Annotated in this window: 9 protein-coding genes; 3 read left to right on the forward strand and 6 right to left on the reverse strand. The window is 63.1% G+C overall.

Translation table 11 applies throughout. From position 1 onward, the window contains the following. Positions 1–93 precede the first annotated feature (93 nt). The 5 genes from J9885_RS06685 to phnR form a co-directional block, all read right to left on the reverse strand. On the reverse strand, positions 94–1,500 hold the full coding sequence (locus tag J9885_RS06685) for an FAD-dependent oxidoreductase (protein ID WP_210548520.1): 1,407 nt from the start codon (positions 1,498–1,500) through the stop codon (positions 94–96). An 18-nt stretch (positions 1,501–1,518) separates the two neighbouring features. Beyond that, positions 1,519–3,255 carry a putative 2-aminoethylphosphonate ABC transporter permease subunit gene (locus tag J9885_RS06690; protein WP_210548521.1) on the reverse strand — a complete coding sequence of 579 codons (1,737 nt, stop codon included), beginning with the start codon at positions 3,253–3,255 and terminating at the stop codon, positions 1,519–1,521. Next, entirely contained in the window at positions 3,252–4,346 is a 1,095-nt protein-coding gene (locus J9885_RS06695; protein WP_210548522.1) for a putative 2-aminoethylphosphonate ABC transporter ATP-binding protein, read from the reverse strand. Before J9885_RS06695 ends, J9885_RS06690 begins: the two co-directional genes overlap by 4 nt. A gap of 271 nt (positions 4,347–4,617) precedes the next feature. Continuing rightward, the gene (locus J9885_RS06700) at positions 4,618–5,637 is read right to left on the reverse strand and encodes a putative 2-aminoethylphosphonate ABC transporter substrate-binding protein (protein ID WP_081843760.1); all 1,020 of its coding nucleotides are present in this window, start codon (positions 5,635–5,637) and stop codon (positions 4,618–4,620) included. 105 nt (positions 5,638–5,742) lie between these two features. After that, on the reverse strand, positions 5,743–6,450 hold the full coding sequence (gene phnR, locus J9885_RS06705; protein ID WP_210548523.1) for a phosphonate utilization transcriptional regulator PhnR: 708 nt from the start codon (positions 6,448–6,450) through the stop codon (positions 5,743–5,745). A gap of 241 nt (positions 6,451–6,691) precedes the next feature. Here phnR and phnW point away from each other — a divergent pair, with 241 nt between their 5' ends. From phnW to phnX, 3 genes are read left to right on the forward strand one after another with little or no spacing between them, the layout of a single operon-like run. After that, positions 6,692–7,834 carry a 2-aminoethylphosphonate--pyruvate transaminase gene (gene phnW, locus J9885_RS06710; protein ID WP_210548524.1) on the forward strand — a complete coding sequence of 381 codons (1,143 nt, stop codon included), beginning with the start codon at positions 6,692–6,694 and terminating at the stop codon, positions 7,832–7,834. Continuing rightward, the gene (locus J9885_RS06715; RefSeq protein WP_210548525.1) at positions 7,831–9,255 is read left to right on the forward strand and encodes an aspartate aminotransferase family protein; all 1,425 of its coding nucleotides are present in this window, start codon (positions 7,831–7,833) and stop codon (positions 9,253–9,255) included. Before phnW ends, J9885_RS06715 begins: the two co-directional genes overlap by 4 nt. Next, positions 9,248–10,087: a phosphonoacetaldehyde hydrolase gene (gene phnX / locus J9885_RS06720; RefSeq protein ID WP_210548526.1), complete on the forward strand. Its 840-nt coding sequence runs from the start codon at positions 9,248–9,250 to the stop codon at positions 10,085–10,087. Before J9885_RS06715 ends, phnX begins: the two co-directional genes overlap by 8 nt. 121 nt (positions 10,088–10,208) lie before the next feature. Here phnX and pflB read toward each other — a convergent pair whose 3' ends face one another. Beyond that, the gene (gene pflB / locus J9885_RS06725) at positions 10,209–12,491 is read right to left on the reverse strand and encodes a formate C-acetyltransferase (RefSeq protein WP_282598280.1); all 2,283 of its coding nucleotides are present in this window, start codon (positions 12,489–12,491) and stop codon (positions 10,209–10,211) included. Positions 12,492–12,520: the final 29 nt, after the last annotated feature.

Here is a 12,520-nt window from a genome sequence, read left to right on the forward strand (position 1 = left end):
GCCGCGAGCCGTATCAACTGCGAAGGGGCAGGGGAGTCATCACTCTCCTGCCCCTTCGGCTTTCTGGCTTTATCCTAAGCGCTGCGAAGGCGCCTATTTGTCTGCCTTGCCCGCCGCATCCGCCAACCGGGCCAGCTGTTTGTCATACCAGGCCACCGGGCGGTTCTCATCCTCTGCCCGCTCCTTGCGCCGGATGGCGGTGCGCACCGCCATGGCACCCAGCCAGCGAAACGGCTCAGGCGGAAAGTAGCCGCGCGGTCCGCTGACCAGGGCGCAGTCGCGCCACGGCTTGTCCTCCTCCCGCACTTCATCGCGCACCAACGCTGCCAGGATCTGGCCGCCCATCCAGCTCTGCGCCACCCCGTTGCCGGAGTAGCCGAGGCCGTAGACCACGTTGGGCTGCGCTTGCCAGTGGCCGAAGAAGGGGAGGCCATCCACCGAGCGGTCGGAGGCGCCGCACCAGCTGGCGGCGATGGGCACATCCTTGAGTGCCGGAAAGAAGCTGCGCAGGGTGCGGGTGAGGGGGGCAAGATAGCGGCTCGGTTCGTCGAACGCGGCCAGATGGCGGTTGGCAAAGGCGAAGGTGTTGCCCCCCTTGCCCAGCATCAGCCGCCCTTGCGGAGTGGATCGGTAGTAGTGCACAAAGGTGCGGCCATCCACCACGGGGCGGCCGTGCTCAAGCTGCTGGGCGGCCAGCGCCTGTGGCGCAGGGTCGGTGATCACCATATCGGAAGAAACCAGCACGATACTGCGTCGAAACTCGCGAAAGTGCTGCACCATGGCGCTGTTGAGGGCCAGCACCACCTTGCGGGCACGCACCTCGCCCTGCGGCGTCTGCACCCGCGCAGGCTGGCCCCCTTCGAGGCGCTGCATCGGCGAGCCCTCATAAACCTCGATCCCCAGTTCCCGCGCCACCCGCAGCAGGCCGCGCACCAACAACGCCGGTTGCACCGAACCGGCGTGGGGGCTGTAGAGCCCCTCCAGATGAACGTGGGAGCCGCTCTGTCTTGCCAGTTCACCCTCCGCAATTGCCTGCCACTGGTTAAGACCGGCTCGTTTGAGTTCCTGCAATACCGGATCCATCAGGCCGCGCTGGGCCTCGCTGGTGGCGGTGTAGCAGGTGCCCTCGACCCTCAGCTGCGCCTCTATCTTGTGCTTTTCGCAGAAACGGGCGATCTCGTGCACCGCCTGCTCGGAGCTTCGCACCAGCCAGGCGGCCTGCTTTTCGCCAAAGAGGCGCTTTAACGTCAGATATTTGGCCGACCAGGTGAGCAGGCAGCCGCCGTTGCGCCCGGAGGCGCCGCTGCCGCAGCGATCTTTCTCCAGCACCGTGATGCGCAAGTGTGGTTCGGCCTGTTTAAGGGCGATGGCACTCCAGAGCCCGGTAAAGCCGCCGCCGACGATGCAGATATCGACCTCGTGGTGGCCGACTAGGGGCGTGGGCGGCGCGGGTTTTTCGGCGGCGAGCGCTTCGGCCAGCCAGAAGGGGAGAGTGGACATGATGACTCCTCGATAAGGTTATGGGTGGCGCCAGCGCTGGGTGCGATCCAGCAGGGCGCGGCTCAAAAAGAGCTGGAGCAGCTTGACGGTGGCGGCGGCCAGCAGGATCAGGGTGGCCATGGCGGCAGCCGCGGCGGTATCGCCGGAATCCTCCATATTGAGCACGGCGATGGAGGCGAGCACGCTGTCGCTCGAGTAGAGGAAGATCACCGCCGAGGTGGTGGTCATGGCGTTGACGAACAGATAGATGAAGATCTCCAAGAGAGCTGGCAGGGAGGCGGGCAGGGTGACGCGCCAGAACGCCTTCCAGAGCGGAATGCGCAATGAGATGGCCACCAGCTCCAGCTCCTTGGGCAGTTGTTTCAGGCTGGTCAGCGCCGTCATATGGCCCACTGTGTAGTAGTGGATGACGCAGGAGAGCACCATCAGCGGCAGAGTGCCATAGAGAGTGCCAAAGAGCGGATTGCCGTTGAAAAAGAAGATGTAACCCAGCCCCAGCACCATGCCGGGGACCGCCAGGGACAGCATGGCGAGCAGGTGCAGCAGCTGGCGAAGCCATGCAAAGTGGCGCCCCTTCTCCTGCGCCCAGGCCAGCACCATCACCAGCACGGTGCCGATAAGCGCGGTATAGAGGCCAAGTTGCAAGGTGTTGGTAAAGGGCTGCCAGCCGTAGACGCTGTTGCTGTCAAAGGCGTAGTGATCCAGTGTCAGCCCAAGGTTATAGGGCCAGAACTGCACCAGGGAGCCGTAGACCGCCATCCCTACCAGCGCCAGAAACAGCAGGGCCCAGAGTGTGCACCAGCCGAGGGCCAGCAGATCCCGCAGCCGGTGGGGTTTGGGGCGATAGGGCACCGCCTTGGTGCTGCTCTGCTCCTGCATCTTGCTGCGCACCCTGTGCTCCAGCGCAAAGCTGAGCAGCGCCGGCAGCAGCAGGGTGACGCTGGCGACGGCCCCGAGGGAAAAGTTCTGCATCCCGATCACCTGCCGGTAGATATCGGTGGCCAGCACGCTGTACTGGCCGCCAATCACCTTGGCCACCCCGAAGTCGCAGATGGTGAGGGTAAAGACGGCGATGGCGGCGCTGAGCAGACCATAGCGGGCGGTGGGCAGGGTGACGGTGACAAAGGTGCGCCAGCCGCTGCTGCCCAGCACCCGGGAGGCTTCATAGAGGCGGGCATCGCTCTGACCGAGCGCCGTGATAAGGATCATCAGGGCGTGGGGGAAGCACCAGAAGCCCAGACCAATGACGATGCCGATGGGGCCGTAGATGCTCTCGCCGCCGAGCAGCCCCTTGGCAACTCCCTGATTGCCGAACCAGTAGACCAGACTGATGGCGGGCAGCAGGGAGGGCATCAGGAGCGGAATAAGGCCGATGAGGCGAAACAGGGGCTTGCCCGGCATGCAGGTACGGGTGAGGGCGTAGGCGTAGCCGAAGGCGATGGTCACCACCAGCGCGGTGATCAGCACCCCGAGCCAGAGAGTGTTGCCGATGGTGCGCCCCAGATGAGGGGAGTCGAAGTAGGCTTTGACGTTGGCAAGGCCCACCCAGAGGCCGTTCTCATCCTGCAGGCTCTTTTGCAGCATGGTGAGCAGCGGCAGCAAGAGGCCCCCCACCAGCAGGGCGATGCCGAGCACCAGCAGGATCAGTTGCAGCAGCTGATCCCGGCTCCAGCCGAAACAGAGGCGCTGCCAGCGGGCGTCTTGCCGGGTTGTCGTTGGCGGCAACAGGGAGGAGGTCGCAAGGGGGGCAGTCATGGGCGCTCTCCTTCAAACAGCTGCATCGCTGCGGCGGGCCAGTGCAGCGAGCAGCGCATGCCGCTGCGCCAGCCACCCTGCTCGTGTTTGGGCAGCTCGTGGGTGGGGCGCTCCACCAGAATTTGCTGCGGGCCCAGATAGGTGTCGGCGATGCAGATAAGGCGCTGGGCGGCGCCGAGAAACTCCACCTGATCGATGGTTGCTTCAACGCCATGTTGCCCAAGACAGGGCTCGCTCGGCGTACCCAGAGTGATCGCCTCGGGGCGGATCGCCACCTGCAATTTGCTGCCAGGGTTGGCCTGGTTGGCGAGCGGCAGGGGGTGTTCATTGAGGCGCACCTGGGTGGGGCTCAGCACCAGGGTCTCGAGGAAGTTCATGGTGCCGACAAAGCTTGCCACGAAGCGGCTCGAAGGCCTGTGGTAGATCTCCTGCGGGGTGCCCACCTGGACGATGCGACCGCCCTCCATCACCACGATGCGGTCGGCCATGGTCAGCGCCTCTTCCTGATCGTGGGTCACCATGATGGTGGTGATGCCAAGGCGCTGCTGCAGGGCGCGGATCTCGCTGCGAAGGTGGGTGCGCACCAGCGCATCCAGCGCGCTGAGGGGTTCGTCCAGCAACAACAGACCGGGGGAGAGGGCGAGCGCGCGGGCCAGCGCCACCCGCTGCTGCTGGCCGCCGGAGATCTGGCTCGGGTACTTGTGGGACTGGGCCGTGAGACCCACCAGAGCGAGCCAGTGATCGACCCGCTCCTTGATGAGATCCCGCGCCAGCCTCTGATTCTGGAGGCCGAAGGCGATGTTCTGGGCCACCGTCAGGTTGGGGAAGAGGGCGTAGGACTGGAACACGATGCCAAAATCGCGCTGCTGGGGCGGCAGTTGGGAGATATTGCGCCCCCCTTGCCAGATCTCGCCGCTGTCCGGCAGATCCAGCCCGGCGATGGCTCTGAGCAGGGTGGTCTTGCCGCAGCCGGAGGGGCCGAGAAAACAGATAAACTCTCCCGGCTCAATGGTCAGGGAGATCCCCTTGAGGGCCTGAAAAGCGCCGAACTGCTTGTTGAGGTGTTGGATGTCCAGATAGGGCTGGGTCATGGTGCGACTCGCTACTGATTTGGTATATACCAGTTTGCGGGTGAAGTGTGACGGTCAGGTGATCGGGGGATGACGGCTTGATGACAGTCAGATGACATCGGGTCGCCAGCAGCTAGCTTGGTCGCTTGTGGATGAGTTAGGTGCCACCCATTGAGGACGATACAAACAAGTGAGGCGATGCCAAAAAGAGAAGGCCAACCTGGGTTGGCCTTCGGCAGTTTGTTTATCGCCCTGGGTGCATTGGCATTGCTCAAACCAGCCCCCAGCGGGATTACTGCTTGGCTTCGGTCTTGCCGTCGAAGCTGGCGCTCCACTGGGCCAGGATGGCGTTGCGCTCGCGGGCAGCCCAGCCAAAGTCGTTGTCGATCATCTGGCTGTTGATGTCCACCGGATAGCCGGCTCTGGGCTTGGCCATCTCCGGGATGGCGACCACGGCGAACGACTTGTTGTAGAGAGCGTTGGCCTGTTCGGTGGCGGCAAAGTCGAGCAGCTGTTTGGCGGCCTCCAGCTTGGGGGTGCCCTTGATGATGGCGGCGGCTTCCATGTCCCAGCCCGAACCCTCTTTCGGGAACACCACCTCGATGGGGGCACCCTTGGCCTTGAGGCTGGTGGCCGGGAAGTCAAAGGAGATACCGATCACCGTCTCGCCGCTGGCGGCCAGCTTGCAGGGGGCCGAACCCGAGTGGGTGTAGCGGTCGATGTTCTGGTGCAGACCGTTCATAAATTGCCAGCCCTGCTGCTCGCCCATGGTCTGCAGCCAGCCGGCGACGCTCAGGTAGCCGGTGCCGGAGGAGCTGGGGTTGGGCATGATCACCTTGCCCTTGTAGACGGGCTTGGTGAGATCGGCCCAGCTAGTCGGCGCCGGGATCCCCTGTTTCTCCGCCTCTACCTTGTTGAAGCAAATGGCGCTGAAGAAAGCGTCCAGACCGATCCAGTGGGGCTCGGCCTTGCTGTCGCGAAAGCGGCTGTCGAGCCTCTCCAGCCCTTTGGGAGCGTAACCGGTCAACATCTGCTGCTGATCGAGCTGCATCAGGCTGGTGGCGGCCAGACCCCACACCACGTCCGCTTTGGGCTGGGCTTTTTCCGCCAGCAAGCGGGCGGTGACCACGCCGGTGGAGTCGCGCACCCACTTGATGTTGATGTCCGGATGCTGGCGCTCGAACGCGGTTTTCAGCTCGCCGAGCTGCTCCGGTTCGAAGGCGGTGTAGACGGTGAGATCGGTGGCGGCCAGTGCCGGGGCTGTCATGGCGGTCAGCACGGCGGCGGCCAGCAGATGGGTTCCCTGTTTCATCCTCTTCTCCATGTCGGTTGGATTGGTATAAACCAGATTGGTCGAGAGAGAGGCTAGGGGAGCTTTATTACGATCCTGTGACGGCCCCGTGACGTTTTGCCTACGTCACTCCTGGGTATCCACCTCGATCTCCAGGCTGTCGTGGCGCCAGTACTCCAGATCGAAGTCGAGTACCCGGCCGTGTTGATCGAAGTTGAGTCGCTCCAGGCGCAGGGCGGGCAGACCCGCGGTGGCCCCCAGTGCCTTGGCCACCTCGTCCGGCAGGGCGGTGGGGAAGAAGCGCACCTGCATGCGGGCGTAGTGCAGATCGTAATGGGCCTGATAGATCTCGGTCAGGCTGCCGTTGAGATCCAGCTCCAGCAGGCCAGGTACGCGCTCTGGCAGGCAATGGTTCTCGCAATAGCAGATGGCGCGCCCGTTGGCGTAGCGCAGCCGCTTGAGCAGAAACAGGCTGTCGAATGGCTTGAGCTGCAGCCGTACCATCAGCGCCGGCGGCACCGCCTGGCGGCTTTTTTCCAGGAGCTCGGTGCGTGGCTCACCCCCTTGCTCGCGCACTATCTGGTGAAAGTTGGAGGTGCGTCTGGGATTGAGGCGAAAGCGCGGCGGCGTGACGAACCAGCCGCGGCGATCCTCCCGATAGATAAGGCCGTTGGCCTCCAGCTGTACCAGCGCCTCGCGGATGGTGACCCGGGTGGTGCCGTAGAGTTCCCCCAGCAGCCGCTCGGAGGGGAGCTTGTCGTTGGGGGCCAGGCCCCCCGCCAGGATCTGGTTGGCGAGGGCATCCTTGATCTGCAGGTATTGGGGTTTGCTCATGAAAGTCCCTGGTTGTGCAATGGGTTGGGCACAGGTCTGGTCGTCGATCCGGTCGCTAAACAGAGGTGTCAAAGTACATTGGTAAAGACCAGTGTTGCCCCTGTGGTTCTGGCTTCCTAGATTATCGCGATCACGGCGCCGAAAATGAATTTTTTGTTGCACGTAAGGGCACCCCTTTGACCTTGGCGGGGCTGTTACCCACAATGCGCTCATTCTGGTATATACCAAAGGGAGCGAAGTCATGACCCATATTCCTGCGGCCCCTGCCGCCGTCGATTACCTGCTGCTGACCCCGGGCCCCCTCTCGACCACAGCCACGGTGCGCGCTGCCATGCTGCAAGACAGCTGCACCTGGGATGCGGACTACAACCAGGGCGTGGTGGAGCCCATCCGTCGCGAGCTGGTGCGCTTGGCCACTGGCCCTGAATATGAGAGCGACTACAGCGCCGTGCTGCTGCAGGGGAGCGGCAGCTATGTGGTGGAGAGCGTGCTGGGCTCGGCGATAGGCGTCGATGAGTGCCTGCTGATCATCAACAATGGTGCCTACGGCGCCCGCATGGGGGAGATGGCCCGCTGTCTTGGCCTGCGCCACCATGAGCTCGACTGCGGCGAGACCACCCGCCCGGAACCCGCCGCCATCGAGGCGATGCTGGCGCGCCACCCCGAGATCACCCACTTGGTCATGGTGCACTGCGAGACCACCACCGGCATGCTCAACCCCCTTGAGGAGGTGGCTGCGCTCTGCCAGCGCCGCGGCATCCGCCTGATCGTCGATGCCATGAGCAGCTTTGGTGGCATCCCCATCGACATGGGGCGCCTTGGCATCGAGTTTCTCATCAGCTCCGCCAACAAGTGCATTCAGGGGGTGCCGGGCTTTGGCTTCGTCATCGCCCGCCGCGCCGCGCTCACGGCCTGCGCCGGTCGTGCCCGCTCGGTCTCCCTCGACCTGCACGCCCAGTGGCAGACCATGGAGCAGCAGGGGGGCAAGTGGCGCTTTACCTCGCCCACCCATACCGTGCTCGCCTTTGCCCAGGCTCTGCGCGAGCTGGAAGAGGAGGGCGGGATCGACGCCCGCCATCAGCGTTACAGCGAGAATCAGCGCACCCTGGTGGATGGCATGACCGCCCTCGGTTTTGCGCCGCTGCTGCCAGAGGAGTGGCAATCCCCCATCATCACCGCCTTCTACTCCCCGGCCCACCCGGATTACCGCTTCGCCGATTTCTACCAGCGGCTCAAGGCGCAGGGCTTTGTCATCTATCCGGGCAAGGTCTCCCAGGCCGACTGCTTCCGTATCGGCAATATCGGCGACGTAACCCCTGAGCGGGTGCGCTGCTTGCTCGCCGCCATGGCCCGCGCCTGCTACTGGCAGGGGGAAGCACGATGACGAGCCAGGCGCTTCACGGTCGCGATCTGCGTGACGACAGTCTGCATGGCAGCGGCCGGGCCGACAGTGAAGGGGACATCAATTTGGGGGAGGGGCGCGCACGCTGGTGGGCAGGCCAGAGCGATGCGGTGCAGGGGGGATTGGCACAAGATAGTCGCTACTTTCTCCATCAGGCCCTCTCCACCCCTTGTCTGGACTTGCTTGAGGGAGCGCAGGGGAGCTGGCTGACCAGCGTATCGGGCAAGCGTTACCTCGATTTTCACGGCAACAGTGTCCATCAGCTGGGTCACGGCCACCCCAAGGTGGTGGCCGCGGTGCAGCAACAACTCGCCGATCTGCCGTTTGCGCCCCGCCGCTACACCCATCGGGTCGCCATCGACTGCGCCCGCACCTTGGCCGAGCTGGCCCCAGGCGATCTCAACCGGGTGCTGTTCGCCCCCGGCGGCAGCGAGGTGGTGGGGATTGCCTTGAAACTCGCCCGCTTTATCACCGGCAACAGCAAGGTGGTGTCCCTGTGGGATGCCTTTCACGGCGCTTCCCTTGATGCCATCTCGGTCGGTGGCGAGGCCTGTTTTCGCGCCGGCATGGGCCCCTTGATGGCCGGGGTGGAGCGTATTCCGCCGCCCACCCGCTATCGCGGTGTCTGGTATCGCGGCGAGGGGGATGACCTGCACTACGCCGATTATCTGGAGTACGTCATCGAGAAGGAGGGGGGAATAGGCGCCTTTATCGCCGAGCCCATCCGAAACACCGACGTGCAGGTGCCCTCAAGGGCCTACTGGCAGCGGGTGCGGGAGATCTGCGATCGCCATAATGTGCTGCTGATAGTCGACGAGATCCCCAATGCCCTGGGCCGCACCGGCCACTGGTTCAGCTTTGAAGAGTTCGGCATCGAACCCGACATCATCTGCCTTGGCAAGGGGTTGGGGGGCGGGGTGGTGCCGTTTGCCGCGCTCATCACTCGCGATCGTTTCAATCAGGCGGCGGCCATCTCGCTCGGTCACTACACCCACGAGAAGAGCCCTATCGGCTGTGCGGCGGCCCTCGCCACCATTGCCACCATCCGTGAAGAGGGGCTGCTCGATAAAGCGCGGGAGGATGGCCGCTTTATGGCGCGCGAGCTCGCGGCGCTTGCCGAGCGCCACCCGCTGATCGGCCAGGTGCGCGGTATCGGTTTGCTCTGGGCGCTCGATCTGGTGGTCGATCATCAGAGTCGAGCTCGAAACAGCCAGGCTGCCGAGCGGCTGCTCTACCGCTGTCTGGAACTGGGGCTCAGCTTCAAGGTCTCCCAGGGCAACGTTATCCAGCTCTCGCCACCGCTCAATATCGCCCGCGCCGATCTGGTGCGGGCCATCGCCATTCTCGATCGCGCCTTGGGCGAGATCGCGCTTTCACCGAAACAGGAAGATCACCATGACTGACTTGCAGACTGCCATCGACCCGACCACCGACGTGGAGGCGCTGATCCTCGACTGGGCCGGCACCGTCGTCGATTTCGGCTCCTTCGCCCCCACCTCCATCTTCGTCGAGGCCTTCGCCCGCGCCTATGACTTCCCCGTTACTCTGGATGAGGCGCGCCAGCCCATGGGGTTGGGCAAGTGGGATCATATCGCCGCGCTGGGCCGTCTGCCTTCGGTGGATGCGCGCTGGCAGGCTCGCTTTGGCCACCCCATGAGCCACGCCGAGGTGGACCACCTCTATCACACCTTTATGCCGCTGCAGATTGCCGCCGTGACCCGCTTCGCCGCCCCCATCCCGGGTGTGCTGCCGGTGCTGGAGGCTCTGCGAGCTCAAGGGCTGCGGATCGGCTCCTGCTCCGGTTACCCCCGTCCGGTGATGGAGGCGCTGGTACCGGCGGCGGCCGAGCATGGCTATCGGCCGGATCACTGGGTCGCCACCGATGACCTCAAGGCGGGTGGCCGCCCCGGCCCCTGGATGGCACAGGCTAATGTGATTGAGCTCGGAATCAGCGCGGTGCATCGCTGCATCAAGGTGGATGATGCCGTGCCCGGCATCAGCGAAGGGTTGAACGCGGGCATGTGGACCGTGGGATTGTCGGTTTCCGGCAACGAATTTGGCGCCACCTGGGAGGAGTTCGCCGCCATGAGCGAAGCCGAAATCGCCGAGAGGCGCGCACCAGCGGAGGCCAAACTGCGGGCGGCGGGAGCGCATTACGTCATCGACACCCTGGCCGACATCGCCCCGGTCATCGCCGATATCAACCGCCGTCTGGCGGCTGGTGAGCGACCCTGAACAAGGCGGGTGAGAGGAGGGGAGTGCCGGCCTTGCCTGCAGGTTTTCAGGCCATGCTCCCTGTCTATCAGGCATAAAAAAACCGGCGCCCAGGCGCCGGTTTTTGTTCACCGAGACTCTATTACAGAGAGGCGGTGAAGGTACGGGTGATGACGTCTTGCTGTTGTTCTTTAGTCAAAGAGTTGAAGCGAACGGCATAACCGGATACGCGGATGGTCAACTGCGGATATTTCTCCGGGTTTTCCATGGCGTCCAGCAGCATTTCACGGTTCATCACGTTGACGTTCAGGTGCTGACCACCTTCCAGGTTGGCTTCGTGGTGGAAGTAACCATCCATCAGGCCGGCCAGGTTGGCTTTCTGGGCTTCCATGTCTTTGCCCAGGGCGTTCGGCACGATGGAGAAGGTATAGGAGATACCATCTTTGGCGTAGGCGAACGGCAGCTTGGCAACGGACGTCAGGGAAGCAACGGCACCCTTCTGGTCACGACCGTGCATCGGGTTGGCACCCGGGCCGAACGGCGCACCGGCGCGACGACCATCCGGGGTGTTACCGGTCTTCTTGCCGTACACCACGTTGGAGGTGATGGTCAGCACGGACTGGGTAGCCACGGCGCCGCGGTAGGTGTTGAGCTTCTGGATCTTCTTCATGAAGCGCTCGACCAAGTCGCAGGCGATGTCATCGACGCGAGCGTCGTTGTTACCGAACTGCGGGTACTCGCCTTCGATCTCGAAGTCGATGGAGACGCCATCGGCATCACGTACCGGCTTGACCTTGGCGTACTTGATGGCAGACAGGGAGTCAGCCGCAACGGACAGACCGGCGATGCCGCAAGCCATGGTGCGATAGACGTCACGGTCGTGCAGCGCCATCAGGGAGGCTTCGTAGCTGTACTTGTCGTGCATGTAGTGGATGATGTTCAGGGCGGCGACGTACTGCTTGGCCAGCCAGTCCATGAAGTGATCCAGTCTGTCCATCACGTCGTTGTAGTCGAGGTACTCGGAGGTGACCATTTCGGTTTTCGGACCGACCTGGATCTTGAGCTTCTCGTCCATACCGCCGTTGATGGCGTACAGCATGGTCTTGGCCAGGTTGGCACGGGCACCGAAGAACTGCATCTGTTTGCCGACGATCATCGGGGACACACAGCAAGCGATGGCGTAGTCATCGTTGTTGAAGTCCGGACGCATCAGGTCGTCGTTCTCGTACTGAACGGAGGAGGTCTCGATGGATACCTTGGCACAGTACTTCTTGAAACCGACCGGCAGCTTCTCGGACCACAGGATGGTCAGGTTCGGCTCAGGGGACGGGCCCATGGTGTACAGGGTGTTCAGCATACGGAAGCTGTTCTTGGTGACCAGGGTACGGCCGTCAACGCCCATACCAGCCAGGGTCTCGGTAGCCCACATCGGGTCGCCGGAGAACAGTGAATCGTATTCCGGGGTACGCAGGAAGCGAACCATGCGCAGCTTCATGACCATGTGGTCCATCAGCTCCTGGGCTTCTTGCTCGGTGATCAGGCCTTTTTGCAGGTCACGCTCGATGTAGATGTCCAGGAAGCTGGAGGTACGACCGAAGGACATGGCCGCGCCGTTCTGGGACTTGACCGCCGCCAGGTAGGCGAAGTAGGTCCACTGTACGGCTTCTTTCGCGGTCTTGGCCGGAACGGAGATGTCGCAGCCATATTTGGCAGCCATCACCTTCATCTGGGCCAGGGCACGGTGCTGCTCGGAGATCTCTTCGCGCAGACGGATGGTGGCTTCCAGGTTGACACCGTTTTCCAGGTCAGCCTGCAGGGACTTGAACTGGGCCAGTTTGTCGGCCATCAGGAAGTCGATACCGTACAGGGCAACACGGCGGTAGTCACCGATGATGCGGCCACGGCCGTAGGCATCCGGCAGACCGGTGATGACGCCGGACTTGCGGCAGTTCAGGATGTCTTTGGTGTAGACGTCGAACACGCCCTGGTTGTGAGTCTTGCGGTACTCGGTGAAGATCTTCTCGACCATGGGATCGAGCTGGCGACCGTACACTTCGCAAGAGGTCTTGACCATCTTGATACCGCCATTGGCGATGATGGCGCGCTTGAGCGGCTTGTCAGTCTGCAGACCGACGATTTGCTCCAGGCTCTGGTCGATATAGCCGGCATCGTGAGCGGTAATGGTGGAGGGCAGGTCGGTATCAAAATCGACTGGCGCGTGAGTGCGGTTTTCGATCTTGATGCCTTCCATGACCTTGTCCCACAGCTTGGTGGTGGCTTCGGTCGCGCCAGCCAGGAAGGACTCGTCACCTTCATACGGGGTGTAGTTCTTCTGGATGAAGTCACGGGTGTTGACAGAGGTCTGCCATTCACCGGCTGCGAAGCCTTCCCATGCTTGTTGGAACTGTTCGTTAAGTTCTGCCATTTTCATTACCTCTCAAGGTATTTATGTGT

It is taken from the genome of Aeromonas sp. SrichE-2G, from assembly GCF_017939565.1.
GTDB classification, from domain to species: Bacteria; Pseudomonadota; Gammaproteobacteria; order Enterobacterales; family Aeromonadaceae; genus Aeromonas; species Aeromonas taiwanensis.

Coding starts and splice junctions, on each gene's coding strand:
- phnX (WP_210548526.1), top strand. CDS start 9,248: ATGACTGACTTGCAGACTGCCATCGACCCGACCACCGACGTGGAGGCG.
- J9885_RS06695 (WP_210548522.1), bottom strand. CDS start 4,346: ATGACCCAGCCCTATCTGGACATCCAACACCTCAACAAGCAGTTCGGC.
- J9885_RS06685 (WP_210548520.1), bottom strand. CDS start 1,500: ATGTCCACTCTCCCCTTCTGGCTGGCCGAAGCGCTCGCCGCCGAAAAA.
- J9885_RS06700 (WP_081843760.1), bottom strand. CDS start 5,637: ATGAAACAGGGAACCCATCTGCTGGCCGCCGCCGTGCTGACCGCCATG.
- J9885_RS06715 (WP_210548525.1), top strand. CDS start 7,831: ATGACGAGCCAGGCGCTTCACGGTCGCGATCTGCGTGACGACAGTCTG.
- phnW (WP_210548524.1), top strand. CDS start 6,692: ATGACCCATATTCCTGCGGCCCCTGCCGCCGTCGATTACCTGCTGCTG.
- pflB (WP_282598280.1), bottom strand. CDS start 12,491: ATGGCAGAACTTAACGAACAGTTCCAACAAGCATGGGAAGGCTTCGCA.
- phnR (WP_210548523.1), bottom strand. CDS start 6,450: ATGAGCAAACCCCAATACCTGCAGATCAAGGATGCCCTCGCCAACCAG.
- J9885_RS06690 (WP_210548521.1), bottom strand. CDS start 3,255: ATGACTGCCCCCCTTGCGACCTCCTCCCTGTTGCCGCCAACGACAACC.